Origin of the sequence: Methylocystis rosea SV97 (assembly GCF_000372845.1) — a bacterium.
GTDB classification, from domain to species: domain Bacteria; phylum Pseudomonadota; class Alphaproteobacteria; order Rhizobiales; family Beijerinckiaceae; genus Methylocystis; species Methylocystis rosea.
In genome coordinates, this window is sequence record NZ_KB889963.1 from 217,102 (window position 1) to 242,143 (window position 25,042).

General features: G+C 63.1%; 39 protein-coding genes. 2 read left to right on the forward strand and 37 right to left on the reverse strand.

The window, feature by feature from the left end:
- Window position 1 precedes the first annotated feature (1 nt).
- The 36 genes from A3OO_RS0101140 to rpsL form a co-directional block, all read right to left on the reverse strand.
- Entirely contained in the window at window positions 2–343 is a 342-nt protein-coding gene (locus A3OO_RS0101140) for a LapA family protein (protein ID WP_018405995.1), read from the reverse strand.
- Between the two features lie 115 nt (window positions 344–458).
- Window positions 459–749: an integration host factor subunit beta gene (ihfB, locus tag A3OO_RS0101145; protein ID WP_014890734.1), complete on the reverse strand. Its 291-nt coding sequence runs from the start codon at window positions 747–749 to the stop codon at window positions 459–461.
- 45 nt (window positions 750–794) lie between these two features.
- On the reverse strand, window positions 795–1,766 hold the full coding sequence (gene sppA, locus A3OO_RS0101150; RefSeq protein WP_018405997.1) for a signal peptide peptidase SppA: 972 nt from the start codon (window positions 1,764–1,766) through the stop codon (window positions 795–797).
- A 94-nt stretch (window positions 1,767–1,860) separates the two neighbouring features.
- Window positions 1,861–2,178, reverse strand: a complete 318-nt coding sequence (cutA, locus tag A3OO_RS0101155; protein WP_018405998.1) for a divalent-cation tolerance protein CutA — start codon at window positions 2,176–2,178, stop codon at window positions 1,861–1,863.
- 6 nt (window positions 2,179–2,184) lie between these two features.
- Window positions 2,185–3,672: a DegQ family serine endoprotease gene (locus tag A3OO_RS0101160; protein ID WP_083909793.1), complete on the reverse strand. Its 1,488-nt coding sequence runs from the start codon at window positions 3,670–3,672 to the stop codon at window positions 2,185–2,187.
- Window positions 3,673–3,938: 266 nt separating this feature from the next.
- A complete protein-coding gene (gene rplQ / locus A3OO_RS0101170; protein ID WP_018406001.1) occupies window positions 3,939–4,352 on the reverse strand; it encodes a 50S ribosomal protein L17 in 414 nt (137 codons plus the stop codon).
- Window positions 4,353–4,529: 177 nt separating this feature from the next.
- Window positions 4,530–5,549, reverse strand: a complete 1,020-nt coding sequence (locus A3OO_RS0101175; RefSeq protein ID WP_018406002.1) for a DNA-directed RNA polymerase subunit alpha — start codon at window positions 5,547–5,549, stop codon at window positions 4,530–4,532.
- Between the two features lie 79 nt (window positions 5,550–5,628).
- Window positions 5,629–6,018 carry a 30S ribosomal protein S11 gene (gene rpsK, locus A3OO_RS0101180; protein ID WP_014890740.1) on the reverse strand — a complete coding sequence of 130 codons (390 nt, stop codon included), beginning with the start codon at window positions 6,016–6,018 and terminating at the stop codon, window positions 5,629–5,631.
- Window positions 6,019–6,121: 103 nt separating this feature from the next.
- Window positions 6,122–6,490: a 30S ribosomal protein S13 gene (gene rpsM / locus A3OO_RS0101185; protein WP_018406003.1), complete on the reverse strand. Its 369-nt coding sequence runs from the start codon at window positions 6,488–6,490 to the stop codon at window positions 6,122–6,124.
- A 208-nt stretch (window positions 6,491–6,698) separates the two neighbouring features.
- Window positions 6,699–7,286 (reverse strand): adenylate kinase, encoded by a 588-nt coding sequence (locus tag A3OO_RS0101190; protein ID WP_018406004.1) that lies wholly within the window; start codon window positions 7,284–7,286, stop codon window positions 6,699–6,701.
- Window positions 7,283–8,623 (reverse strand): preprotein translocase subunit SecY, encoded by a 1,341-nt coding sequence (secY, locus tag A3OO_RS0101195; RefSeq protein ID WP_018406005.1) that lies wholly within the window; start codon window positions 8,621–8,623, stop codon window positions 7,283–7,285. The genes A3OO_RS0101190 and secY overlap by 4 nt, the downstream gene beginning before the upstream one ends.
- A 155-nt stretch (window positions 8,624–8,778) precedes the next feature.
- A complete protein-coding gene (gene rplO / locus A3OO_RS0101200) occupies window positions 8,779–9,255 on the reverse strand; it encodes a 50S ribosomal protein L15 (RefSeq protein WP_018406006.1) in 477 nt (158 codons plus the stop codon).
- Window positions 9,256–9,265: 10 nt separating this feature from the next.
- Window positions 9,266–9,475, reverse strand: a complete 210-nt coding sequence (gene rpmD, locus A3OO_RS0101205; RefSeq protein ID WP_014890745.1) for a 50S ribosomal protein L30 — start codon at window positions 9,473–9,475, stop codon at window positions 9,266–9,268.
- A gap of 11 nt (window positions 9,476–9,486) precedes the next feature.
- Window positions 9,487–10,056, reverse strand: a complete 570-nt coding sequence (gene rpsE, locus A3OO_RS0101210) for a 30S ribosomal protein S5 (RefSeq protein WP_018406007.1) — start codon at window positions 10,054–10,056, stop codon at window positions 9,487–9,489.
- Window positions 10,057–10,194: 138 nt separating this feature from the next.
- Window positions 10,195–10,557: a 50S ribosomal protein L18 gene (rplR, locus tag A3OO_RS0101215; protein ID WP_018406008.1), complete on the reverse strand. Its 363-nt coding sequence runs from the start codon at window positions 10,555–10,557 to the stop codon at window positions 10,195–10,197.
- 9 nt (window positions 10,558–10,566) lie between these two features.
- Window positions 10,567–11,100: a 50S ribosomal protein L6 gene (rplF, locus tag A3OO_RS0101220; protein WP_018406009.1), complete on the reverse strand. Its 534-nt coding sequence runs from the start codon at window positions 11,098–11,100 to the stop codon at window positions 10,567–10,569.
- Between the two features lie 32 nt (window positions 11,101–11,132).
- Window positions 11,133–11,531 carry a 30S ribosomal protein S8 gene (gene rpsH, locus A3OO_RS0101225; RefSeq protein WP_014890749.1) on the reverse strand — a complete coding sequence of 133 codons (399 nt, stop codon included), beginning with the start codon at window positions 11,529–11,531 and terminating at the stop codon, window positions 11,133–11,135.
- 10 nt (window positions 11,532–11,541) lie between these two features.
- Window positions 11,542–11,847, reverse strand: a complete 306-nt coding sequence (rpsN, locus tag A3OO_RS0101230; RefSeq protein WP_014890750.1) for a 30S ribosomal protein S14 — start codon at window positions 11,845–11,847, stop codon at window positions 11,542–11,544.
- 47 nt (window positions 11,848–11,894) lie between these two features.
- Window positions 11,895–12,617 (reverse strand): 50S ribosomal protein L5, encoded by a 723-nt coding sequence (rplE, locus tag A3OO_RS0101235; RefSeq protein ID WP_018406010.1) that lies wholly within the window; start codon window positions 12,615–12,617, stop codon window positions 11,895–11,897.
- A complete protein-coding gene (gene rplX / locus A3OO_RS0101240) occupies window positions 12,610–12,927 on the reverse strand; it encodes a 50S ribosomal protein L24 (RefSeq protein ID WP_018406011.1) in 318 nt (105 codons plus the stop codon). Before rplX ends, rplE begins: the two co-directional genes overlap by 8 nt.
- A complete protein-coding gene (gene rplN / locus A3OO_RS0101245; RefSeq protein WP_018266630.1) occupies window positions 12,927–13,295 on the reverse strand; it encodes a 50S ribosomal protein L14 in 369 nt (122 codons plus the stop codon). The genes rplX and rplN overlap by 1 nt, the downstream gene beginning before the upstream one ends.
- An 83-nt stretch (window positions 13,296–13,378) precedes the next feature.
- Window positions 13,379–13,621 carry a 30S ribosomal protein S17 gene (rpsQ, locus tag A3OO_RS0101250; protein ID WP_018406012.1) on the reverse strand — a complete coding sequence of 81 codons (243 nt, stop codon included), beginning with the start codon at window positions 13,619–13,621 and terminating at the stop codon, window positions 13,379–13,381.
- Between the two features lie 6 nt (window positions 13,622–13,627).
- Window positions 13,628–13,840, reverse strand: a complete 213-nt coding sequence (gene rpmC, locus A3OO_RS0101255; protein WP_018406013.1) for a 50S ribosomal protein L29 — start codon at window positions 13,838–13,840, stop codon at window positions 13,628–13,630.
- Between the two features lie 10 nt (window positions 13,841–13,850).
- A complete protein-coding gene (rplP, locus tag A3OO_RS0101260; RefSeq protein WP_018406014.1) occupies window positions 13,851–14,264 on the reverse strand; it encodes a 50S ribosomal protein L16 in 414 nt (137 codons plus the stop codon).
- Window positions 14,265–14,288: 24 nt separating this feature from the next.
- The gene (gene rpsC / locus A3OO_RS0101265) at window positions 14,289–15,038 is read right to left on the reverse strand and encodes a 30S ribosomal protein S3 (RefSeq protein ID WP_018406015.1); all 750 of its coding nucleotides are present in this window, start codon (window positions 15,036–15,038) and stop codon (window positions 14,289–14,291) included.
- A 13-nt stretch (window positions 15,039–15,051) separates the two neighbouring features.
- Entirely contained in the window at window positions 15,052–15,438 is a 387-nt protein-coding gene (gene rplV, locus A3OO_RS0101270) for a 50S ribosomal protein L22 (RefSeq protein WP_018406016.1), read from the reverse strand.
- Between the two features lie 22 nt (window positions 15,439–15,460).
- A complete protein-coding gene (rpsS, locus tag A3OO_RS0101275; RefSeq protein WP_018406017.1) occupies window positions 15,461–15,739 on the reverse strand; it encodes a 30S ribosomal protein S19 in 279 nt (92 codons plus the stop codon).
- A gap of 3 nt (window positions 15,740–15,742) precedes the next feature.
- On the reverse strand, window positions 15,743–16,582 hold the full coding sequence (gene rplB / locus A3OO_RS0101280) for a 50S ribosomal protein L2 (RefSeq protein WP_018406018.1): 840 nt from the start codon (window positions 16,580–16,582) through the stop codon (window positions 15,743–15,745).
- Between the two features lie 21 nt (window positions 16,583–16,603).
- Entirely contained in the window at window positions 16,604–16,900 is a 297-nt protein-coding gene (locus tag A3OO_RS0101285; protein WP_018406019.1) for a 50S ribosomal protein L23, read from the reverse strand.
- A complete protein-coding gene (rplD, locus tag A3OO_RS0101290) occupies window positions 16,897–17,517 on the reverse strand; it encodes a 50S ribosomal protein L4 (protein ID WP_018406020.1) in 621 nt (206 codons plus the stop codon). Before rplD ends, A3OO_RS0101285 begins: the two co-directional genes overlap by 4 nt.
- 3 nt (window positions 17,518–17,520) lie before the next feature.
- Window positions 17,521–18,258, reverse strand: coding sequence for a 50S ribosomal protein L3 (rplC, locus tag A3OO_RS0101295; protein WP_040573532.1), 738 nt, complete (start codon window positions 18,256–18,258; stop codon window positions 17,521–17,523).
- A gap of 57 nt (window positions 18,259–18,315) precedes the next feature.
- Window positions 18,316–18,624: a 30S ribosomal protein S10 gene (rpsJ, locus tag A3OO_RS0101300; RefSeq protein WP_014890764.1), complete on the reverse strand. Its 309-nt coding sequence runs from the start codon at window positions 18,622–18,624 to the stop codon at window positions 18,316–18,318.
- Window positions 18,625–18,736: 112 nt separating this feature from the next.
- Window positions 18,737–19,927 (reverse strand): elongation factor Tu, encoded by a 1,191-nt coding sequence (gene tuf / locus A3OO_RS0101305; RefSeq protein WP_018406022.1) that lies wholly within the window; start codon window positions 19,925–19,927, stop codon window positions 18,737–18,739.
- Between the two features lie 46 nt (window positions 19,928–19,973).
- Entirely contained in the window at window positions 19,974–22,049 is a 2,076-nt protein-coding gene (fusA, locus tag A3OO_RS0101310) for an elongation factor G (protein WP_018406023.1), read from the reverse strand.
- An 11-nt stretch (window positions 22,050–22,060) separates the two neighbouring features.
- Complete coding sequence (rpsG, locus tag A3OO_RS0101315; RefSeq protein WP_018406024.1) at window positions 22,061–22,531, reverse strand: 30S ribosomal protein S7; 471 nt, start codon at window positions 22,529–22,531, stop codon at window positions 22,061–22,063.
- Between the two features lie 11 nt (window positions 22,532–22,542).
- Window positions 22,543–22,914, reverse strand: a complete 372-nt coding sequence (rpsL, locus tag A3OO_RS0101320) for a 30S ribosomal protein S12 (protein WP_014890767.1) — start codon at window positions 22,912–22,914, stop codon at window positions 22,543–22,545.
- Between the two features lie 340 nt (window positions 22,915–23,254).
- Here rpsL and A3OO_RS23910 point away from each other — a divergent pair, with 340 nt between their 5' ends.
- On the forward strand, window positions 23,255–23,485 hold the full coding sequence (locus tag A3OO_RS23910; protein ID WP_198008731.1) for a hypothetical protein: 231 nt from the start codon (window positions 23,255–23,257) through the stop codon (window positions 23,483–23,485).
- A 506-nt stretch (window positions 23,486–23,991) separates the two neighbouring features.
- Window positions 23,992–24,231, forward strand: coding sequence for an HP1242/YdcH family protein (locus A3OO_RS0101340; RefSeq protein WP_018406028.1), 240 nt, complete (start codon window positions 23,992–23,994; stop codon window positions 24,229–24,231).
- Between the two features lie 198 nt (window positions 24,232–24,429).
- Here the strand turns inward: A3OO_RS0101340 and A3OO_RS0101345 are convergent, their stop codons facing one another.
- Complete coding sequence (locus tag A3OO_RS0101345; RefSeq protein ID WP_018406029.1) at window positions 24,430–24,855, reverse strand: hypothetical protein; 426 nt, start codon at window positions 24,853–24,855, stop codon at window positions 24,430–24,432.
- Window positions 24,856–25,042 lie beyond the last annotated feature (187 nt).

The following is a 25,042-nucleotide window of genomic DNA, read 5'->3' on the forward strand; positions in this document are numbered from 1 at the left end:
CTTAACTGCTCTTCACTCTCTTATCGGCCGGCAGGCTCGCCAACGCCTGCTGACGCAGCTTATCGATCTCCACACGCGTCTTGCGCGCCTCGGCGCGAGCGATCTTCGCGGCGCGGCGCACGGAGAGATGCCCAAGCCAGGAAGAGATCCCGCCCGCAAGCACGCCAATCGCCATCGACGCCAGAACGACAAGGAAGATCGGCGCCTCGAAAGAAGGACCCGATCCGTCGCTCGGCGCGAAGGGATCAAGCCCGATGCGCACCGAGCCACGATTGGCCATCGAGAAAAACAAAATGATGAGCGCCAGAGGAACGAAAATGATGACGCGCAGGATGGACTTCATAACATCTCCCTCTTGCCGGCGCCGCGCAACACGCTGGGCAGCCGCCACATACAGCCGCCGCTTCGCCGCTGCCGCGCGTCCCGAGACCCAGAGGACGCAGCCGCTTTAAATCGCATCAGCCCGGATAATTCTCGTTGAGGCGCTCGCGCATCTCTTTACCGGTTTTGAAGAACGGCACGCTCTTTTGCTGCACCGACACCTGCGCGCCCGTGCGTGGATTGCGGCCGGTGCGCGCATCGCGTTTCTTGACCGAAAACGCGCCGAAGCCTCGCAATTCAACGCGATCGCCCCGCGCCAATGCCGAGGTGATCTCGTCAAGAATCGTGCTGACGATTGTCTCGACGTCGCGCTGGTAAAGATGGCCATTTCGGCGCGCGATACGTTGAATAAGTTCCGACTTTATCATGAGCCGATCCAATATGTTGGCGTCGAACACAGCGCGACGCCCGAGTCAGTTTGCGGCCGAATGCTGCCAAATCGCCAAAAGGCCGTCAAGCTCGCCGCTCCGTTCGAGGAGAATTGATTTTTCTAAAAAACCGGCGATCGATTCCAATCCGGCGACCCGCGCGAGGCCGGCGGCGGCGCCGACAAGCCCAAGCCGCTCGAGGCTGGATTTCTTCTTCCACTCGCGCACAGGCATGTCTTTCGCAATTCCTTTGTTGGCGACCAGCCAATCGATGGCCTCGCGTTGGCCGCCGATGAGATCGACAAGCTTCAGCGGCACGCCCTGGCGCGCGGTGAAAACACGGCCGTCAGAGACCTTGGCCAGTTCCGCGTCGTCAAGCTTGCGCCGCTCCTGAACCAGCGCCTTGAACCAAGCGAAGGAGTCCGCGACAAGACTGGCGATCGCTTCGCGCGCTTCGGGGCTCGTCGGTTCGAGCCCGTTCGGCGTGGCCTTGAGCGGCGACGATTTTATCGTCTCGACCTCGACGCCCCAATTATTAAGCAGCTTCGAGACGTTGGGATATTGGAACAACACGCCGATCGAGCCGACCAGCGAATTGCCCCGCGCGACGATCGTGTCGGCGGCGAGCGCGGCGATATAGGCGCCGGACGCGGCCACCGTCCCGACAACGGCGACGACGGGCTTCTTCTCAGCGACGCGCCGAAGCTCCTCATAGAGCCGTTCGGAGCCTGTCGTCGTGCCGCCGGGACTCTCAATCTCCAGCAGCAGAGCCTTCGTCTGGCTCGATTCCCCGATCTTCTTGATCATATCGATCGTATCGTCGTCGCCGGTGATGACGCCCTGCAGTTCGAGGCGGGCGATATGCGGCGTGAGCTTATCGGCGGAATCGGCGCCGCCGAGCCGCACCACGGCGACGAGGCCCGCGACGCCCAAGGCGATTAGGGCGGCGAGACGCCACCAGCCGAGCTTGCGGCGAAGCCTACGGCGATCAACAAAATAGTCGGTGGGAGGTGACATCCAAGGGTCCCGATGGCTGGCGTGGCGCGCGGGGGCTCGCCGCGCAGAACGTAATGCCGAGATCGACGATTTGGAAGACGCTTCGCCGGTGCGCTTACCGTCGCGTCGCCTCCATCGCCCAGGCGAGATAATCTTTGTCCGCCTCGGCGACGTCGATGCGCAGTATTTCCGGCGTCTCATAGCTATGCAGACGGCGGACCAGTTCGGCAAGCGCGGGATAGTCATCGCCGCGCGCTTTCATGTGCAATAAAAACTCAGGCTCTTCGCGCATCTCGTCCTTCCAGACGTAATGGCTGCGAATGGGATGTATCTGAACGCAGGCGGCGAGCTTCGCCGAGAGCGCCGCCCGGGCAAGCGCGCGCGCCTTTTCCTCGTCGTCAATCGTCGTGACGAGGATTACAAGCGCGCTCATGCCGATTTAACCGCCGATAACGGTCGTGAACACCTGCCCGCCGCGCGCCAGGGTGATCTTCCAATAGTAGGCGCGCGCCGCCGTTACGCTCTCCAGATCGCGCGTCGTCCCGATCTTTTGATCATTGACGGCGAGAATGATGTCGCCGCGCTGCAGATTGAGCTGCTGCGCGTAGGAGCCGTCATCGACCTCGGACACCACGACGCCATTGGTCGTTCCCTGCACCGACATCTCTTCGATGACCGCGGGAGAAATATTTATCACCGTCGCGCCGGCGAAGGGCGACGCGCCCTTTATCCTTATCGCGTCGCGCGGCGGCGTTTCCGGCGCCGGCGCGAGGCGAATTTGCGCGACGATCTTTTTGCCGCCGCGCAACACGCCGAGCGTCGCCTGCCCGCCAATCGGCTTGGTGGCGAGCCGATAGCCGACCGCCTCCGGGTCATCGGCCGTCTGGCCGTCGACCGAAATGATGACGTCGCCGCGCTTCAGACCGGCTTCAGCTGACGGCCCCTTCGGATCGACGTCGGCCAGCAGAGCGCCGGTGGGGCGATCGAGCCCGAGGCCGTCGGCGATCTCCTGCGACAGCGATTGCAGCGTCGCGCCCATCCAGGCCCGCCGCACCTGCTTGCCGCCGCCCTTCGCGGCGGCGATCACGCTCTTGACCATATTGACGGGAATGGCGAAGCCGATGCCGACCGAGCCCCCGGACTTCGAGAAGATCGCGGAATTGATGCCGACGACGCGCCCGTTCATATCGACCAGCGGTCCGCCCGAGTTGCCGGGGTTGATCGCCGCGTCCGTCTGAATGAAGAAGCCATAGTCGCTGATGCCGACATGGGTGCGCGAAAGCGCCGAAATAATGCCTTGCGTCACCGTTTGACCGACGCCAAAGGGATTGCCGATCGCGAGCGTCAAATCGCCGACTTCAAGCGCATCCGAATCGCCAAGCTCCATCGTTGGAAAATTGGCGCCGTCGGCCAGCTTCAACACCGCGAGATCGGTGCGCGGATCGCGTAACAAAATCTTCGCGGCGAATTCGCGCTTGTCGGCGAGCGCCACCTTCACGTCGGTCATGCCCTCGATCACGTGGTTGTTGGTGACGACGAGACCGCTTTGATCGACGATCACGCCCGAGCCGAGCGACTGCGCCATGTTGCGCCCCGGCATGCCGCCGCCCTCGCCAAAAAAGCGACGAAAGATCGGGTCCTCGAACAGCGGATTTGCGGGCATGCGCTCGACGCGCGACGCGAAGACGTTGACGACCGCCGGCTGCGCCTTTTTGACCACCGGCGCGAAGGAATTCATCAACTCGCCGCGGCTCGTCGGCACAGCGCGATCGGGCCCCGGCGGCGTAAAGCTCTCGACGCGGCCAGGCGGCCTTGGGGAAGCGGTCTGAGCCGCCTCGGGCGAAACTTCGGCGCGCGCGGAGGCGAAAGGCGCCGCGAAGGCGCAGGCGAGCGCCGCAACAATAATCTGACGCGCCGAAATCTTCATGAAGCGCTCCGTAGCTCGTTTTTGCCGGCGCATTTATAGACGCAAAGACGCGAGACGATAAGAATGCGCTGCAATGATGGTTCCGTGCGGAGAAGCGCCGACGAGGCGCCAGCCGGAGGCCCAATCGCCGATCATGCGGCGTCTGCTCCGAGGTTCTCGGACGCTTCCTTGCCCTTAAAACGCTTTCGGCGCCGCATCCCGATGACGGAGACACGACGCCGCGATTGTGATCATCATGACGATCGAAACGGTCGCCTTTGAACCGCTTACGCCGCCGCCTCTCCTTCGTGGACGGGTCCGGAGTCCTGCCCCCTGGCGTTTACGTCGCGATCGACGAATTCGATGACCGCAAGCGGCGCATTGTCGCCGTAGCGGAAGCCCGCCTTCAGCACGCGTGTGTAGCCGCCGTTGCGATCCTTGTAGCGAGGTCCGAGCACGTCGAAGAGCTTGCCGACAAGCTTGACGTCCTTGATCTTGGCGATCGCCTGCCGGCGCGCGTGGAGGTCGCCGCGCTTGCCCAGCGTCACGAGCTTTTCGACGACGGGACGCAGATCCTTCGCCTTCGGCAGCGTCGTGACAATCTGCTCATGCTTGATGAGCGCCTGCGCCATATTGGCGAACATCGCCTTGCGGTGCTCATGCGTGCGCCCGAAGCGGCGCTTCTTGTGACCGTGATACATGCGGCTCTCCGTTGATTATGCGGCCGCCGTGCCAAGGAACGGCCGTCTCCATTATTTCCCTCTCTCGCGAGAGAGGGTGGCCCCGCCAAGCGGGGCCGGGTGAGGGGAATTTCCCGCGCCCTCATCCGTCGCGCATTCGCGCGACACCTTCTCCCGCAAGCGGGAGAAGGGGGAAACTCAATAATGCTCCTCGAATCTCTTCGCGAGATCGTCGATGTTCTCCGGCGGCCAGCCAGGGACTTCCATGCCCAGATGCAGACCCATCTGCGCCAGCACCTCCTTGATCTCGTTCAAGGACTTGCGGCCGAAGTTCGGCGTGCGCAGCATCTCGGCTTCCGACTTCTGGATAAGGTCGCCGATGTAGACGATGTTGTCGTTCTTCAGGCAGTTCGCCGAACGCACCGAAAGCTCCAACTCGTCCACCTTCTTCAGCAGCGCCGGATTGAAAGCGAGTTGCGGAATGGACGGCGCAGCCTCCTCGCGGCGCGGCTCTTCGAAATTGACGAAGACGTTGAGCTGGTCCTGCAGAATGCGCGCCGAATAGGCGATCGCGTCTTCCGGACTCATCGCGCCATTTGTTTCGACCGTCAGCGTCAGCTTGTCATAGTCGAGAACCTGGCCCTCGCGGGTGTTTTCGACCCGATAGCTGACCTTTTTGACCGGCGAATAGAGGCTGTCGATCGGAATGAGGCCGATCGGGGCGTCTTCGGCGCGGTTGCGGTCGGCGGGTGCATAGCCCTTGCCGTTGGCGACGGTGAACTCGATGCGGATCTCGGCGCCTTCGTCGAGCGTGCAGATGACGAGTTCAGGGTTGAGGACCTGCACGTCGCCCGTCACCTGGATGTCGCCCGCGGTGACGGCCCCTGGTCCCGTCTTCTTGAGCGTCAGGCGCTTCATGCCATCGCCCTGGTATTTGATGGCGATGTCCTTGATGTTGAGGACGATGTCGGTCACGTCCTCGCGGACGCCGGGGATCGAAGAGAACTCGTGCAGCACGCCGTCGATGTGAATCGACGTGATCGCCGCGCCCTGCAAAGACGACAGCAGAATGCGGCGCAGGGCGTTGCCAAGCGTCACGCCGAAGCCGCGCTCCAGCGGCTCAGCGACCGCGGTCGCGACGCGCTTGGGATCGTCTCCGGCGGCGACTTCGAGCTTGTTCGGCTTGATGAGTTCCTGCCAGTTCTTCTGGATGCTCACTTGGAGGCCTTTCCTTGAAGCTCCTGAGTGCGGCGCCGGGCATGCGCCGCGCCGCGCGAAATCAAATCAGACAATGAACTCAGACGCGGCGGCGCTTGCGCGGCCGGCAGCCGTTGTGGGGAATGGGCGTTACATCGCGGATCGAAGTTACGGTGAAGCCCGCCGCCTGCAGCGCGCGCAGCGCCGACTCACGGCCGGAGCCCGGACCGGAGACTTCGACTTCAAGCGTGCGCACGCCATGCTCGCCGGCTTTGCGGGCGGCGTCTTCGGCGGCCATCTGCGCGGCGTAGGGCGTGGATTTACGCGAGCCTTTGAATCCCATCGACCCGGCGGACGACCACGACACAGTGTTGCCTTGCGCGTCGGTGATGGTGATCATGGTGTTGTTAAACGTCGAATTCACATGCGCGACGCCGGAAACGATGTTCTTGCGCTCGCGGCGGCGAACGCGCGTTGTGTCCTTAGCCATTTTTTCTTGCGTCCTTCAAACGCGCCCGTAGTTCCAGGCGCTAGGGATTTCGGTTGTCATGGCCGGGCGTGTCCCCGCCATCCATAATCGTCCTGACGGCCGACTACTTCTTCTTGCCGGCGATCGGCTTCGCCTTGCCCTTGCGGGTGCGGGCGTTGGTGTGCGTGCGCTGGCCGCGCACGGGAAGCTGGCGGCGATGGCGCAGGCCGCGATAGCAGCCGAGATCCATCAAGCGCTTGATGTTGATCGCGACCTCGCGGCGCAGATCGCCTTCGACCATGTAGTCGCGGTCGATGGTTTCGCGAATTTGCAGAACTTCCGCGTCAGTGAGCTGCGCCACGCGGCGCTCGGCCGGGATGCTCACCTTCTCGCAGATTTCCTCTGCCTTCTTGGCGCCAATGCCGTGGATATACTGGAGCGCGATGACGACGCGCTTGTTGGTCGGGATATTGACGCCTGCAATACGGGCCACTTTGTCTCTCCATGTGAGAAGGAGCCTTAAGCTCCGGGATGACGCCCGCGTCCGGTGGAGCCCGGCCCATGCGGACGGTTGTGAACCGTCTTCATACGAAAACAGGCCCCGCCCCCCAATCCGGGAGCCGGAGCCGACTGTCCAACAACGTGAAGACTGCCTATTTAGGGGCCAACGGGTTGAGGGTCAAGCGATTCCGCGAAAAAATCTAGTCGGCGTCCGACAGGGCGCGATCGATCTCCGCGGTTACATCCTCAATCGGCGCCATCCCGTCGATCCTGGTCAATTCGCTACGCTTGGCGTAGTGCGCCGACACAGGGGCCGTCTGGGCCCGATAGGCTTCGAGCCGCGTCTTGAAGCTTTCCGGATTGTCGTCTGCGCGCACCGCGCCGCCCGCGGCGCGGGTTTCATCCACCCGTTTGCGCATCCGGTCGACGAGCGCGCCTTCGTCGACGGCGAGCTCGAGCACGGCGTCGAGCGACAAACCCCTGCGCACGAGAAGCTCCTGCAGCGCCTCGGCCTGCGCCACAGTGCGCGGGAAGCCGTCGAGAATGAACCCGCTGGCGCAGTCAGACGCGCCGAGCCGTTCGTCGATCAGGCCGATCACGACCTCGTCCGGCACCAGCGCGCCAGCGTCCATGATCTCCTTGGCCCTCAGGCCAATCGGCGTTTTCGCCGCGACCGCGGCGCGCAGCATGTCTCCTGTCGACAGCTGCGGCACGCCGTGCTTTTCGACCAAACGCGCCGCCTGCGTTCCTTTGCCGGCCCCGGGCGGACCGAGCAGCACCAGCCTCATCGGGCGCGTTTCCCGCCGCGAAGCTTGGTCTTGCGAATCAGCCCCTCATATTGCTGCGCCTGCATATGACCGTGGATCTGCGCCACAGTATCCATGGTGACGCTGACGACGATGAGCAGCGACGTGCCGCCGAAATAGAAGGGCAGATTGGCGTAGGCGATGAGCCCTTCCGGAATGATGCAGATGACCGCCAGATAGGCCGCGCCGAGCACGGTGATCCGCATCAGCACTTCGTCGATGAATTTCGCGGTGCGTTCGCCGGGGCGAATGCCCGGCACGAAACCGCCGTGCTTCTTGAGATTGTCCGCCGTCTCGACCGGATTGAAGACGATCGCGGTGTAGAAGAAGGCGAAGAACACGATCAATCCCACATAGGCGAGCATATACAGCGGCCGCCCATGGCCGAAATAGGCGGAGATCGTCGCGAAGATGCTCTCGCTGCCGGTCGACTGGTAGAAATTCGCCACGGTCGTCGGCAAGAGCAGCAGCGACGATGCGAAGATCGGCGGGATAACGCCGGACGTGTTCAGCTTCAGCGGCAGGAAGGACGTCTGTCCCTCGTAGACGCGGTTACCGTGCTGACGCTTGGGATAGGTGATCAGCAGGCGTCGCTGCGCCCGCTCCATGAACACGATGAAGGCGACGACGGCGAAGGACATGATGATGACGCCGATGATCAGCGCCGTCGAAATTGCGCCCTGCCGGCCGAGCTCCAAGGTCGACACGATCGCCGACGGAAACGCTGCGACGATGCCCGCAAAGATGATGAGCGAAGATCCGTTGCCGATTCCGCGCGAGGTGATCTGCTCGCCAAGCCACATCAGGAACATTGTGCCGCCGACCAGCGTCACGACGGTGGTGATGCGGAAGAACAGGCCAGGATCGGTGACGACGCCCTGCTGGCCCTCGAGCCCGATCGCCATGGCGTAGGCCTGGAACGTCGCGAGCGCGACGGTGAGGTAGCGGGTATATTGGTTGAGGACCTTGCGGCCCTGCTCGCCCTCTTTCTTCAGCGTCTCGAGCGTCGGAATCACCGACGTCAGCAGCTGGACGATAATCGACGCCGAAATATACGGCATGATGTTGAGGGCGAAGATCGCGCGGCGCTGCACGGCGCCGCCCGCGAACATGTTGAAGAGCTCCAGCATGCCCTTCGACTGGCCGAAAAAGCTCTTCGCGAAAGCCTCGGGGTCGATACCCGGCAGCGGCACGTAGGTGCCGAGGCGATAGACGATCAGCGCGCCCAGCGTGAACAGGATGCGCTTTTTCAGTTCCTCGGATTTGCCGAAGGCGGAGAGATTGACGTTGGCCGCGAGCTGCTCGGCTGCCGATGCCATGAAGGAACTCCCCTTTCGCGCCGCTGTCGACGCGACGCCATTTTGTTGGGCTCAGCGCTCGGAGCTAGCAGCGCGCGAGGCTCGCCCGCTCCGTTCGGAGCGTTTGGTATAAAACAGCGCAGCCGCTCATGCGAGAGCGGCCGCGCCTTTTTGAGTTACTGCGCTGGCGTCTCGCCGGCGAGAAGTTTCACGGTGCCGCCGGCGCCCTCGATGGCCGCGACCGCCGACTTGGAGGCCGCCGAGACCTCGAAGGCGAGCTTCGTCTTCAACTCGCCCTGGCCGAGGATCTTGACGCCGTCGCGCGGTCTGGTGACGACGCCGGCCGCAAGCAGCGCCTCGACCGTCACCGGCGCGGTGGCGTCGAGCTTGCCGGCGTCGAGCGCCTGTTGAATGCGCCCGAGATTGACCTCGTTGTAGTGGGTCGAGAACGGATTGTAGAATCCGCGCTTCGGCAGACGCCGATGCAACGGCATCTGACCGCCCTCGAAGCCCTTGATCGCCACGCCGGTGCGCGCCTTCTGGCCCTTGACGCCGCGTCCGCCGGTCTTGCCCTTGCCGGAGCCGATGCCGCGGCCGACGCGCATGCGGTTCTTGCTCGCGCCTGGATTGTCGGTGATTTCATTAAGTTTCATGGCCGCGTCCTCACTTCCCGTCGACGGTTTTGGCGTCGACGATTTTCACGAGATGCGCCACCTTAGCGATCATCCCGCGCACGGCCGGCGTGTCTTCCAGCGCGCGGCGGCGGCCGATGCGCGTCAGGCCGAGGCCAAGAAGCGTGCGGCGCTGCCGTTCGGGCCGGCCGATCGGGCTGCCGATCTGTTCGACGACGATCTGCTGCGTGCTCTTCGTCATGGGTCGTCTCCTTACGCGTCGACGGCGTCGGCGTCGACGCCTTGACGGCGCGACTGCAGCACCGAAACTTTAAGCGAGCGGCGCGCCGCGACGGAGCGCGGCGAGTCTTCGCGGCCAAGCGCATCGAAGGTCGCGCGGATCATGTTGTAGGGATTGGACGACCCCTGGCTCTTCGCCACGACGTCGTGCATGCCCAGCGTTTCGAAAATCGCGCGCATTGGACCGCCGGCGATGATTCCGGTGCCGGCCGGCGCAGCGCGCAGAATGACGCGGCCCGCGCCATGGCGGCCATGAACGTCATGATGCAGCGTGCGGCCTTCGCGCAGCGGCACGCGGATCAACGCGCGCTTGGCCGCTTCCGTCGCCTTGCGGATCGCCTCAGGCACTTCGCGCGCCTTGCCGTGTCCATAGCCCACGCGGCCCTTCTGGTCGCCGACGACGACGAGCGCGGCGAAGCCGAAACGCCGGCCGCCCTTCACCACCTTCGCGACGCGATTGATGTGGACCAGACGATCCACAAATTCGCCGTCGCCGTCACGATCCCGATCGCGGCCGCGACCGCCTTCTCCTTCACGCGCCATTGTCTCTTCCGTCACTTACGCGGCGTGATGCGCCGCTCGCTTCCTTCACTGCCGACCCATCGGATCGACGCCCGGCGCTTGAGCGCCGGCACGCATTCCGCGCGAGAAGCGCGCGCCCTCAACGACGCGCGCCCCCTGTTAGAACTCCAGACCGCCCTCGCGGGCGCCGTCTGCCAGCGCCTTGACGCGCCCGTGATACATGTAAGCGCCACGGTCGAAAACGACCTCCTTGACGCCCTTGGCGACGGCGCGCTCCGCGAGGAGCTTGCCGACGACCTTCGCCGCCTCGACGTCCGCGCCAGTCTTCAGACCCTCGCGGTTCGCCTTCTCGAGCGAAGAGGCGGCTGCGACCGTCGCGCCCTTCTCGTCGTCGATGATCTGCGCGTAGATCTGCTTGGACGAGCGAAACACCGAAAGGCGCAACCGCCCCTTGGCGCGTTCACGGATCGCCCGGCGCACCCGCGCCTTTCGACGCTGTTCGACTTTGACATCCCTGGCCATGGCGGGTCCTTACTTCTTCTTGCCTTCCTTGCGGAAGATGAATTCATTGGCGTATTTGACGCCCTTGCCCTTGTAGGGCTCGGGCGGGCGCAACGCACGGATCTCCGCGGCGACTTGACCGACCTGGCGCCGATCCATGCCGGTGACGGTGATTTCCGTCGGCTTCGGCGTCACGATCGCGATGCCGGCCGGAATCGGATAGCTCACGTCATGCGAATAGCCGAGCGCGAGTTGCAGCGTTTTTCCCTGCACCGCGGCGCGATAGCCGACGCCGGTGATCTCAAGCTTCTTTTCAAAGCCCGTGGTCACGCCGACGACGATATTGTTGATCTGGGCGCGCGCCGTGCCCCACAGCGCGCGGGCGCGCTTGGTTTCATTGCGCGGGTCGACCGAGATGGCGTTATCCTGCTGGACGACGGAGACGTCGTCGGGCGCCAGAAACTCCAGCTGACCCTTCGCGCCCTTCACCTGCACGAGCTGACCGTCCACCTTGGCGGTGACGCCGGCGGGAATGACGACAGGCTTCTTGCCGATACGAGACATGGTTGCAAATCCTGTTTGATGAGGCGCAAGGTCTAGAAGACCTTGCACAGCACCTCGCCACCGACATTATTCTCGCGCGCCGCATGATCGGCCATGACGCCCTTCGGAGTCGACACGATGGTGACGCCGAGGCCATTCGCCACGCGCGGCACTGCGTCAACGGCCGCATAGACTCGGCGGCCCGGGCGCGACACGCGTTCGATCTGCTTGATGACCGGCTCGCCGTCGAAATACTTCAGTTCGATCTCGAACTCAGTCCGGCCATTGCCGAAGTCGGTGCTGCTATAGCCGCGGATATAGCCCTCTTCCTTCAGCACGTCGAGCACATGCGCGCGCAGCTTGGAGCCCGGAGAGGACACCTTGTCCTTGCGGCGCATCTGTGCGTTGCGGATGCGGGTGAGAAGATCGCCCAATGGATCGTTGATCGCCATCTGCGTCTCCTTACCAGCTTGACTTCACGAGGCCGGGCACCAGGCCGCGGGACCCCAATTCGCGCAGCGCAATGCGCGACATTTTCAGCTTGCGATAAAACCCGCGCGGACGGCCCGACACTTCGCAGCGGTTGCGCACGCGAACGGGCGCGGAATTGCGCGGGAGCTCAGCAAGCTTGAGACGCGCCTCGAACTGCTCTTCGACGCTCAGCGTCTTGTCATTCGCGACCGCCTTCAGCCGCGCGCGCCGCCCGGCGTAGGACTTCACGAGCCTTCGCTTCCGCTTGTTGTTCTCTATCGCGCTTTTCTTCGCCATTACCAGTTTCGCCTTTCAGTATCCGCGTTTGAGGAGCTGTTACGCCCTCACTGCCGGAACGGGAAATTGAACGCCTTCAGCAAGGCGCGCGCCTCTTCGTCGGTCTTGGCCGTCGTGCAGACGATCACGTCCATGCCCAGGATCGACTCGGCCTTGTCGTAGTCGATTTCGGGGAACACGATGTGCTCCTTGATGCCGAGCGCATAATTCCCGCGCCCGTCGAACGACTTCGGATTCAATCCGCGGAAGTCGCGCACGCGCGGCAGCGCCACGGTGATCAGCCGGTCGAGGAACTCGTACATGCGCGTCTTGCGCAGCGTCACCTTCGCGCCGATCGGCATGTTCTCGCGCAGCTTGAAGGTCGAGATCGCCTTGCGCGCGCGGGTGACGACCGGCCGCTGGCCGGCGATAAGGCTAAGGTCGGCCGCCGCCGACGTCGCCTTCTTGCTGTCGTTGACGGATTCGCCAACGCCCATGTTGAGCACGATCTTCTCGATCGTCGGCACTTCGAGCGCGTTCTTATAGCCGAACTGCTTCTGCAACGCTTCGCGCACGACCTCTTCGTAATGCTTGCGCATGCGCGGCACGTAGGAGCCGTCCGCGCCGAACGCTGCCGCGTCGTCGCCGGATGTCGCCGGCTTTTCCTTAGCCGCAGGCTTTTCGCCGGATTTGGCGGCGGCCTTCTTGGGCTCCTTCGCCTCCGCGCCCTCGGCGGCGGGCTTTTGAGCCTTGGCGGGCTTTTCGGCCTTGGGCTTCTTTTCCTCAGCCATCGATCAATTCTCCGGAACGCTTGGCGACGCGGACCTTGCGGCCGTCGTCGAGAATCTTGAATCCAACCCGCGTCGCCTTGCCGTCCTTGGGATCGGCGACCGCCAGATTCGACAAATTGATCGGCGCGGCCTTGTTGATGATGCCGGCTTCGCGATCCTTGGTCTGACGCTGATGGCGCTTGACGATGTTGACGCCGTCGACGACGGCGCGGCCCTCGTCGGGAATCACGCGCAGCACCTCGCCGCTGCGGCCCTTGTCGCGGCCGGCGAGAACGACGACTTTGTCGCCCTTCTTGATCTTGGCGGCCATTACAAAACCTCCGGGGCGAGCGAGATGATCTTCATGTGGTTCTTGGCGCGCAGCTCGCGCGGCACCGGCCCGAATATGCGGGTGCCGATCGGCTCTTTCTGATTGTTGATCAGCACCGCGGCGTTCGAATCGAAACGGATCACGGAGCCGTCGGCACGCTTGATGTCCTTCGCGGTGCGAACGACGACGGCCTTCAGCACATCGCCCTTCTTGACGCGGCCGCGCGGAATCGCCTCCTTGATCGACACGACAATAATGTCGCCGACGCCGGCGTATTTGCGCTTGGAGCCGCCCAGCACCTTGATGCACATCACGCGGCGCGCGCCGGAGTTGTCGGCGACGTCGAGATTGGTTTGCATCTGAATCATGGCTTACCCGCCTTTCGTTCCGGTCTGGTTTCGGCAAGCCCGCTTTGACTCGCCGACTTCGTCCGGACAGTTCGTTCTAACGACTACGCCTCGGCCGTCACTTCGACGACCCGCCAGCGCTTCAATTTCGAGATCGGCGCGGTCTCTTCGATCGTCACCGAATCGCCCACCTTGAACGCGCCGTTCTCGTCATGGGCGTGATAGTTCTTCGTGCGGCGCACCGTCTTCTGGAACAGCGGGTGGGTGAAGCGACGTTCGACCTTCACCACCACGGTCTTGTTCTGCTTGTCGCTGACGACGACGCCCTGGAGAATTCGCTTCGGCATGGCGCTTTAACCCTGCTTTTCGGCGCGCTTATGCGCGGCGATGGTTTTCGTGCGGGCAATGTCGCGACGAACGACGCGCACGCGTGAGGTGTTCTCGAGCTGGCCGGTCGCCCGCTGGAAGCGCAGATTGAACTGCTCTTTCTTGAGCTTCAGCACTTCGTCATTGAGCTGATCTTCGGTCATCGCCTTGATGTCGGAGAGGCGCTGTTTGGATTTCATCACGTTCCCCTTATTCGGCGATGCGTTCGATGAAGCGCGTCTTAATCGGCAGCTTCGCGGCAGCAAGCGTCAAGGCCTCCCGCGCGATAGGCGCCGGCACGCCGTCGATCTCGAACATGATGCGGCCGGGCGCAACGCGCACGGCCCAGAATTCCGGCGCGCCCTTGCCCTTGCCCATACGCACTTCGGTCGGCTTCTTGGAGACCGGCACGTCGGGGAAGATGCGAATCCAGACGCGGCCGGCGCGCTTCATATGGCGCGTCAGGGCGCGGCGCGCGGCTTCGATCTGGCGCGCGGTGATGCGATCCGGCTCCAGCGCCTTTAGGCCGAACTGACCGAAGTTCAGCAAAAAGCCCGCCTTGGAGGCGCCACGGATGCGGCCCTTAAAGGCCTTGCGGAACTTGGTGCGTTTGGGTTGCAGCATGATTGCGCTCTTTAATCTTGTTCGTTACGCCGCGTCGCGCGGTTCGCGGTGCTCGCGACGGCGGCGTTCGCCGCCGCGGTCGCGATCGCCATGATCGCCGCCGGACGCCTGTTCGGCCGCCTTCTTATCCTGCGCCATCGGATCGTGCTCGAGGATTTCGCCCTTGAAGATCCAGACCTTGATTCCGCAAGCGCCATAGGCGGTATGCGCGGTCGCCGTGCCGTAATCGACGTCGGCGCGCAGCGTATGCAGCGGCACGCGCCCTTCGCGATACCATTCGAGACGGGCGATCTCGGCGCCGCCAAGACGGCCCGAGCAATTGATGCGAATGCCCTGCGCGCCCAGCCGAATGGCCGATTGCACGGCGCGCTTCATCGCGCGGCGGAAGGCGACGCGACGTTCGAGCTGCTGGGCGATCGACTCGGCGACGAGCGCGGCCTCGGTTTCGGGCTTGCGCACTTCGACGATGTTGATGACGACTTCGCTGCCGGTGAGCTTGCCCACAAGCTTGCGAATCTTGTCGATGTCCGCGCCCTTCTTGCCGATGACGACGCCGGGACGCGCCGAATAGATCGTCACGCGGCACTTCTTGTGCGGGCGCTCGATGACGATCTTCGACACCGCCGCCTGCTTCAGCGTTTTCGACACGGTTTCGCGGATCGCCATGTCCTCGTGCAGGAGCTTGGCGTATTCGCCCTTATTGGCGAACCAGCGCGAATCCCAGGTGCGGTTGACGCCCAGTCGCAGCCCGATCGGATTAACCTTCTGACCCATGGTTTTAAATCCTTTAGGCGTTGGCCTGCGCTTCGACTTCGCGCACGATGATCGTCAGATTGGCGAACGGCTTCTCGACGCGGCTCGCACGGCCGCGGGCGCGGGCGTGGAAACGCTTCATCACCAGCGCCTTTCCGACAAAGGCCTGGGCGACGACGAGATCGTCGACGTCGAGACCGTGATTGTTCTCGGCGTTGGCGATGGCGCTTTCAAGCGCCTTCTTCACCTCATGCGCGATCCGCTTTCTGGAGAACTCCAGATCGGCGAGCGCGCGATCCACCTTCTTGCCGCGAATCAACTGCGCGAGCAGATTGAGCTTCTGCGGCGAGACGCGCAGCATGCGCGCGACGGCCTTCGCTTCATTGTCCGCAAGCCGGCGCGGATTGGCTTCCTTCGACATCGTGAGCCTCTCTTAGCCTCTCTTAGCCCCTCTTGGCCTTCTTGTCGGCCGCATGGCCGTGGAAGGTGCGGGTCGGAGCGAATTCGCCGAATTTGTGCCCGATCATGTCTTCCGACACTGCCACGGGAATATGTTTCTGGCCGTTGTGCACGCCGAAGGTCAGCCCCACGAATTGCGGGATGATCGTGGAGCGGCGGCTCCAAATCTTGATCACCTCGGAGCGGCCTGAACCGCGCGAGGTCTCGGCCTTCTTAAGAAGATAGCCGTCAACGAACGGGCCCTTCCAAATCGAGCGCGCCATGGGTTAGCCCTTCTTCTTGCGATTGTGTCGCGAGGACACAATGAAACGGTCGGTGGATTTATTGGTGCGGGTCTTCTTGCCCTTGGTCGGCTTGCCCCAGGGCGTGACCGGATGACGACCGCCGGAGGTGCGGCCTTCGCCGCCGCCATGCGGATGATCGATCGGATTCATCGTGACGCCGCGATTGTGCGGGCGGCGGCCGAGCCAGCGTGAGCGGCCGGCCTTGCCGATCGAGGTGTTCATATGATCGGGGTTGGACACGGCGCCGAGCGTCGCGAAGCACTGGCCATGCACCAGGCGCTGCTCGCCCGAATTCAGCCTGACGATCACATAGCCCTGGTCGCGGCCGACGATCTGCGCATAGGTGCCGGCTGACCGAGCGATGGCGCCGCCCTTGCCGATCTTCATCTCGACATTGTGCACGATGGCGCCGACAGGGATGTTGGCGATCGGCATGGCGTTGCCGGGCTTCACGTCGACCTGATTGCCGGCGATCACTTCGTCGCCGACGGAGAGCCGCTGCGGCGCGAGAATGTAGGCAAGCTCATTGTCCGTGTAGCGAATGAGCGCGATGAACGCCGTGCGATTCGGATCATATTCGAGCCGCTCGACCTTGCCGGCGACATCGAGCTTCCGCCGCTTGAAATCGACGACGCGATAGGCCTGCTTATGGCCGCCGCCGCGAAAACGCACGGTGATCCGGCCGGCGTTGTTGCGCCCGCCCTTGGAGCTCTTGCCTTCGGTCAGAGTCTTGACCGGCTTGCCCTTGTAGAGCTCGCTGCGGTCGACAATGACGAGCTGGCGAAGGCTCGGCGTGACCGGCTTGAATGTCTTCAGCGCCATCGTTCTATCCCCACGCCTTCCTTACAGTCCGGTCGTCACGTCGATCTTGTGGCCCTCGGCGAGAGTCACGACCGCTTTCTTGACGTCGCTCTGCTGGCCGCGCTGACCGCGGAAGGTCTTGAGCTTGCCCTTGCGCACCAGCGTATTGACCGCTTCGACCTTGACGTCGAAGAGACCTTCGACCGCCGCTTTGATCTGCGGCTTCGTGGCGGTCTTCGCGACCTTGAAGACCACCTTATTGCTCTCCGAGGCGAGCGTCGCCTTCTCGGTGATGACCGGGGCGACGATCACGTCGTAATGGCGAACGTCCTTGCTCATTTCAGTCGCGCCTCCAGCGCGTCCACCGCGGCGCGGGTCAACACCAGCTTCTCGCGGCGGAGGATGTCGTAAACATTGACGCCTTCGACGGGCAGAATGTCGATCTTCGGGATATTGCGTGCGGCGAGCACGAAATTATTCTGCGGCGCGCCGCCAACGATGATGATCGCGTTCTCGAGGCCGGTCTTGGCGAAACTCGATACGAGCAGCTTCGTCTTGGGCTCGGCGAGCTCCGCCGTCTCCCAAACGATGATGCCGCCGTCCTTGGCTTTCGCGGACAGAGCGTGTTTCAGCGCGAGCTGGCGCACCTTCTTGGTCAGGTCATGCGCATGGCTGCGCACCACCGGGCCGAAGGCGCGTCCACCGCCGCGAAACTGCGGCGCGCGCGCCGAGCCGTGACGGGCGCCGCCGGTGCCCTTCTGCTTGTGCAGCTTCTTGCCCGAGCGCGCGATCTCGGCACGGTTCTTCACCGCATGGGTGCCGGCGCGCCGCTTGGCGAGCTGCCAGCGGATCATGCGGAAGATCAGGTCCTTGCGCGGCTCAAGGCCGAAGACCTCATCGGAAAGTTCGATCGAACCGGCCGCCTGGCCGTCGAACGACGTGACGTCGATCTTCACGGCTCAGTCCTCCTTGTTCGCTTCTTGCGGAGCGGCGTCTAAATTCGCGGCTTCACCCTGTCCGTTGCCGAGGCGGAATTTGCCCGGCTGCGGCGCATCCTTCGGCAGCGCGCGCTTCACCGCGTCGCGCACGAAAATCCAACCGCCGGCCGTGCCCGGCACCGCGCCTTCGACCAGCAGCAGTCCCCGCGCAGGGTCGGTCTGCACCACCCGCAGATTTTGCGTGGTGACGCGGTCGACGCCCATATGGCCGGCCATTTTCTTGTTCTTGAAGGTCTTGCCCGGGTCCTGACGGCCGCCGGTCGAACCGTGCGAACGGTGCGAAACGGAGACGCCGTGGGTCGCGCGCAGACCGCCGAAGCCCCAACGCTTCATCGGTCCGGCAAAGCCCTTGCCGGTGGAGGTTCCCGTCACATCGACGAACTGGCCGACGACGAAATGGTCCGCCGTGATTTCGGCGCCGATCGGCAGCAATTCTTCCTCTTTCACCCGAAACTCGGCGAGCTTCATCTTCGGCTCCACCGAGGCCGCGGCGAACCGCGTACGTTCGGCCTTCGAGACATTCTTGACCTTGGCGCGGCCGATGCCGAGTTGAACGGCGGTGTAGCCGTTCTTCTCTTGAGTCCGCTGCGCGACGACCTGGCAGCCGTCGAGCTTCAGGACCGTGACCGGCACATGCTCGCCCGCCTCCGTGAAGATGCGGGTCATTCCGACCTTTTGCGCGATGACGCCCGACCGCATGATCCAATCCTTCGCAAAGCGCGCTCGCATCCTTTAGCGAGCGCCGCTTGAATCCGTTTAGAGCTTGATCTCGACATCCACGCCGGCGGCGAGATCGAGCTTCATGAGCGCGTCCACCGTTTGCGGGGTGGGATCGACGATATCGAGAACGCGTTTATGCGTTCTGATCTCGAACTGTTCGCGCGACTTCTTGTCGATATGCGGCGAACGGTTCACCGTGAATTTTTCGATACGCGTCGGAAGAGGAATCGGACCGCGGACCTGAGCGCCCGTGCGCTTGGCCGTCGAGACGATCTCCTTCGTCGACGTGTCGAGAATCCGGTGATCGAACGCCTTAAGGCGAATCCGGATATTTTGACCGTTCATTTTTCCGTCCTTTAGGACCGCGAGCAGTTCTGCTCGCCTTCATGCGCCGCGCGCCGTTGCGCGCGACTTCTTTCACAAGAGCGAGCGCTTGGCCCGCGGCCCGGGATTCGCTTTACTCGATGATGCTGGCGACGACGCCGGCGCCGACTGTTCTGCCGCCTTCGCGGATGGCGAAGCGCAGCTTCTCCTCCATGGCGATCGGCACGATCAGCGCGACTTCCATCGTCACATTGTCGCCCGGCATCACCATCTCCACGCCCTCGGGCAATGTGACGATGCCGGTCACGTCCGTCGTGCGGAAGTAGAATTGCGGGCGATAGTTGGTGAAGAACGGCGTATGACGGCCGCCCTCTTCCTTGGTGAGGATATACGCCTCAGCCTTGAACTTCGTGTGCGGCTTCACCGAGCCCGGCTTGCACAGCACCTGGCCGCGCTCGACGTCCTCGCGCTTCGTGCCGCGCAGCAGACAGCCGACATTGTCGCCCGCCTCGCCCTGGTCGAGCAGCTTGCGGAACATCTCGACGCCCGTCACCGTCGACTTCGTCGTCGGACGGATGCCGACGATCTCGACTTCCTCGCCCACCTTGATCACGCCGCGCTCGATGCGCCCCGTCACCACCGTGCCGCGGCCCGAAATCGAGAACACGTCCTCGACCGGCATCAGGAACGGCTGATCCTTCGGCCGCTCCGGCTGCGGGATGTAGGCGTCGACCGTCTCCATCAGCTTCAGGATCGCGTCATGGCCGATCTCGGGGTTCTTGCCCTCGAGCGCGCACAGCGCCGAACCCTTGGTGATCGGAATGTCGTCGCCGGGGAACTCATACTTGCTGAGCAGCTCGCGCACTTCGAGCTCGACGAGCTCCAGAAGCTCCGGATCGTCGACCATGTCGACCTTGTTGAGGAACACGACGAGCGCCGGCACGCCGACCTGACGGGCCAAGAGAATGTGCTCGCGGGTCTGCGGCATCGGCCCGTCGGCGGCCGAGACCACCAGGATCGCGCCGTCCATCTGCGCCGCGCCGGTGATCATGTTCTTCACATAATCCGCGTGGCCGGGGCAGTCGACATGGGCGTAATGGCGGTTCTTCGTCTCATATTCGACATGCGCCGTCGAAATCGTGATGCCGCGCGCCTTCTCTTCCGGCGCCTTGTCGATCTGATCATAGGCCGTAAAGGTCGCGCCGCCCGTCTCCGCCAGCACCTTGGTGATCGCCGCCGTCAAAGACGTCTTGCCATGGTCGACGTGCCCAATCGTCCCAATGTTGCAGTGCGGCTTCGTGCGTGAAAACTTTTCCTTGGCCATCGCCGTGCTCCTTTGAAGAGTACCTGTCGCCCCGTCGCGTTCGAGATCAGGCGTATTTCGCCTGGACCTTCTTCGACTCCGCTTCGGGGACTTGTTCGTAGTGATCGAATTGCATCGTGTAGCTTGCACGTCCCTGCGTGAAGGAGCGCAGCTGATTGACGTAGCCGAACATGTTGGCGAGCGGCACCATGGCGTTGATCACCACGGCGTTGGCGCGCATGTCCTGACCTTGAATCTGTCCGCGACGGGAGTTCAGATCGCCGATGACAGAACCGGTATATTCCTCCGGCGTCACCACTTCGACCTTCATGATCGGCTCGAGCAGCACCGAGCCGCCCTTCTGCAGCGCTTCGCGCGTCGCGGCGCGCGAGGCGATCTCGAAGGCGAGCACCGACGAGTCGACGTCATGGAAGGCGCCGTCGATGAGCGTGGCTTTCAGATCGACGACCGGGAAGCCGGCGAGAATGCCGGACGTCGTCACCGACGCAATTCCCTTGTCGACGCCCGGGATATATTCCTTCGGCACCGCGCCGCCGACGATCTTGCTTTCGAACTCATTGCCCTTGCCGGCTTCATTGGGTTCGAAAATGATCTTCACGCGCGCGAACTGGCCGGTGCCGCCGGTCTGTTTCTTATGCGTATAGTCGATCTCGAGCTTGCGGCCGAGACGCTCGCGATAAGCGACCTGCGGCGCGCCGATATTGGCGTCGACCTTATAGGTGCGCTTCAAGATGTCGACCTTGATGTCGAGATGCAGTTCGCCCATGCCCTTGAGGATGGTCTGGCCGCTTTCCTGATCGGTCGAGACGCGGAAAGAGGGATCCTCGGCGGCGAGCTTCTGCAGCGCGATGCCGAGCTTCTCCTGATCGGCCTTCGACTTCGGCTCGATGGCGATCTCGATGACCGGATCCGGAAACTCCATCCGCTCCAGAATGACGGGCTTCTGCATGTCGCAGAGCGTGTCGCCGGTGCGCGTGTCCTTGAGGCCCGCGAGCGCGACGATGTCGCCCGCAAAGGCTTCCTTGATGTCTTCGCGATTATTGGCGTGCATCAGCAGCATGCGGCCGATGCGCTCTTTCTTCTCTTTCGTCGAATTGAGCACTGTCGTGCCGGAGTCGATCTTGCCCGAATAGACGCGGGCGAAGGTGATCGTGCCGACGAAGGGATCGTCCATGATCTTGAACGCGAGCATGGAGAAGGGCTCGGAATCGAGCGGCTTGCGGTCCAGCTCCTCGCCCGTGTCCACGTCGACGCCCTTGATCGCCTCGCGATCGACCGGCGACGGCAGATAATGCACGACCGCGTCGAGCAGCGGCTGCACGCCCTTGTTCTTGAAGGCCGAGCCGCAGAACACCGGGATGAAGGCGATCTTGCGCACGGCGGCGCGGATGAGCCTGTGCAGCGTCTCCTCGTCCGGCTCCTGGCCGTCGAGATAGGCCGCCATGGCCTCGTCGTCCATTTCGACCGCGGCTTCGATCAGCGCCAAACGATATTCCTTGGCTTTGTCGAGCAGGTCGGCCGGAATCTCTTCGTCGTGATATTTCGCGCCAAGGCCTTCGTCTTCCCAGACGACGGCCTTCATGCGCACGAGATCGATAATGCCCTTGAAATTCGACTCGGAGCCGATCGGCAATTGCACGCAAACCGGGCGGCCGCCGACGCGGGTCTTGATTTCCTCGACGCAGCGGTCGAAGTCGGCGCCGATCTTGTCCATTTTGTTGACGAAGACGATGCGCGGCACATTGTATTTGTCGGCCTGACGCCAGACCGTCTCGGTCTGCGGCTCGACGCCCTGATTGCCGTCGAGCACGCATACGGCCCCGTCGAGCACGCGCAGGCTGCGCTCGACTTCGATGGTGAAGTCGACATGGCCGGGCGTGTCGATGATGTTGAGGCGCTTGCCGTTCCAGAACGTCGTCGTTGCGGCGGACGTGATGGTGATGCCGCGCTCCTGCTCCTGCTCCATCCAGTCCATCGTCGCGGCGCCTTCATGCACCTCGCCGATTTTATGGCTCTTGCCGGAGTAATAGAGGATGCGTTCCGTCGTCGTCGTCTTGCCCGCATCAATGTGGGCCATGATGCCGAAGTTACGGTAGTCCTCGATCGGATGAGAGCGGGCCATGACGGTTGTCCTTACCAGCGGTAGTGCGAGAAGGCGCGGTTGGCCTCCGCCATGCGATGCGTGTCTTCGCGCTTCTTCACCGCGGCGCCGCGGTTGTTGGACGCGTCGAGCAGTTCGGCCGACAGACGGTCGACCATGGTCTTGTCGTTGCGGGCGCGGGCCGCGGTGATGATCCAGCGGATGGCGAGCGCCTGACGACGCTCGTTGCGCACTTCGACCGGCACCTGATAGGTGGCGCCGCCGACGCGGCGGGACCGAACCTCGATCGCCGGCGCGACATTCTCGAGCGCCTGCTTGAAGACGGCGAGCGGATCGCTCTTGGCCTTCGACTCGACCTGATCGAGCGCGCCATAGACAATCTGCTCGGCGACCGACTTCTTGCCGTCGTACATGATCGAGTTCATGAATTTCGTGAGAACGATGTCGCCAAATTTGGCGTCTTCGATCACTTCACGTTTTTCGGCCCGGTGGCGACGAGACATCGAACGGCTCCTTACTTCGGACGCTTCGCGCCGTATTTCGAACGGCGCTGCTTGCGGTCCTTGACGCCCTGCGTGTCCAGCACGCCGCGCAGAATGTGATAGCGGACGCCGGGAAGATCCTTCACGCGGCCGCCGCGGATCATCACGACCGAGTGCTCCTGAAGGTTATGGCCCTCGCCCGGGATGTAGCCGATGACCTCGAATCCGTTGGTCAGGCGCACCTTGGCGACCTTGCGAAGCGCGGAGTTCGGCTTCTTCGGCGTCGTCGTATAGACGCGAGTGCACACGCCGCGCTTCTGCGGGCAGGACTGCAGATGGCGCGCCTTCTCGCGATAGGTCGGCGCTTGGCGCGGCTTGCGGATCAATTGGCTGATCGTCGGCATTCAATAGGGTCCTTCGCGTGATTGCGAATGGCGGATGTCAAGGGATCCCGCCGCGCATGGCCCTTAAAGGCACGCGCAAACGAGCGAAGCGCCGATGGCCGTAAGGGCCAAGGCGCTTCTAACGCAGAGGATCCCGTCGCCGGGATCGTGCCTTCCTGTCAGTCGCTTTCGCGACGTGCTGATTACCAACTATATTTGGCGGTCACAGGCAAGGCGACAGCGTTTAAGTTCGAAGGATCGAGAGCGAGGCGCTCGCCGACGGCATGAACTTACGGCCTGTCGAAAGTGGGCGGAACCTAATGGCGACGCTGGGCGGCGTCAAGCAAAGAATCTGTCATGATTGAAGAAATTCGCATCTGCTTGCCGCCAGGATTTTATTGGGATTGTGTATCGACGCGACGGCTCTCATCCGCCCGAAGTGAAAATTCTTCAAAAACTCAATCCCCGGCTCGACATGCTCGCCGAGCTTCTTTGCAAGCTCATCCCAGCCGTTAATGGCGGGCCCCATGTCCTTGCCCTTTTTCGGCTCCAGCGCTTCGATCCGGTCTGGCCGAGACGCGAGAACGCTTAGCTCCAGCTGGCGCCCATCGATAGCGCGGCGAGCACTGCCGGGCACGCCTCATCGAGTCATTGACGCTGTTCGTCTGACGCTGTTCATCATGATCATCGCCGTTATCATTTTTCTCGCGATTGTTCTGGCCTATGCCGCTTGGGTCTATCGGGTGCTGCGTGGAAAGATCCCCTCGCGTATCTTTGAGCCTGGCGGCCACGCCTACTGAGAGCGCAAGGGCAAATGGCGTTTCGAGTAGGCGCCCCAGCTTGGCGTGCCTTCGCCATTCTGAACGCTGCATGCTACAGTTGGATCGAGACCGCCCCGAGATTATGGCCGACCGATCGCAACCGTGTGGCGCCGGCGCGCCGTTGGCTCGGGACGGGCGCAGCCGCCAAATCCGCAGAAGCCGTCTCATCTGCGCAGTTTGGTCGCATGCCGACGGCATTGCGCCTGGCGCGGGCCGGTAACATCATCCCCCACTGCGACGGCGACGCCGCCAAAGTTGATCAAGGAAGGAAGCTCGAATGAGCCATGTTGCGCATGAGTTGCACGAAGAATTTCCCGAACACGCCGAGGCCATTCACGCCTTGAAGGCCAAGAACGCGCACTTCGCGCGCCTCACTGAGGAATATCACACGCTCAATCGCGCCATTCACCGCATGGAGACCAATGTCGAGCCGGCGGATGACGCAACGATCGAAGACCTCAAGAAGAAGCGGCTGGTCCTCAAGGATGAGATCGCCGGCTTTCTCGAAACGGCGTAAGCCTCGCGACCCCCTCCCCCGAGACGCGGGAGAGGGAGCGGGCGCCGCGCAGTTTGCCGTCATGCCCCGCCTTGCGCCGCACATCACGAGGCGACCGCGCTATTGACTTGGAAGGCGCGCCAGGGAAGGCGCCACGGCGTGGATGGCCGCGACAAGCGCGGCCATGACGCGGCGAACCGACCGCCCGCCGTGGCTGCTCTAACGATATTGCGCAGGCGCCTGCGGATTGTTCGCGGGGTTGCTGTCGTGCTTAGTCAATCGGGCGACCAGCGGACCGCCGACGAGGGGCTGAAGTTCCGCCTCAAGCGCGTCGGCGACGTCCTTTCCATAGATTTCCTCACCGGCGACATGGATCGAGAAGGCTTTGCTGTGCTTCTCGATTTTCGCCGGGTCTTCGATCACCGCCTTGGTCCATTTGTAGAGCGGGAAATTCTCCTCCCCGCGCTGTTCGGCCGCGGCGACATATTCGGCAAAAGCGTCGAGCTGGTTCCGAAGCTTCGCGTTATATTTGGCGAGAATGTCGCTGAGAGGCTTGAGCGCCGGATTTTCCGGCTCCTTGCGCGCGAGCTTTGCCGCATCCTCGACGAGATTGACCCGAACCTGATATGCCCAATCTTCGCTCATCGATCCACTCCTGGGGCTGACGCCGCGCGCTGCGCCTCTTTTCACTTGCCTTAGAGCCGACCGGCGTCGGGGCTAAAAGAACCTATAGCAAATTGGCGAAAACCCGAGATTTTCCAAGACCCCGGGGACGCCGCCGACTGTCGCTCCTGCTAAGCTATCCCATTGTCGTCATTATGTTTAATTGCGC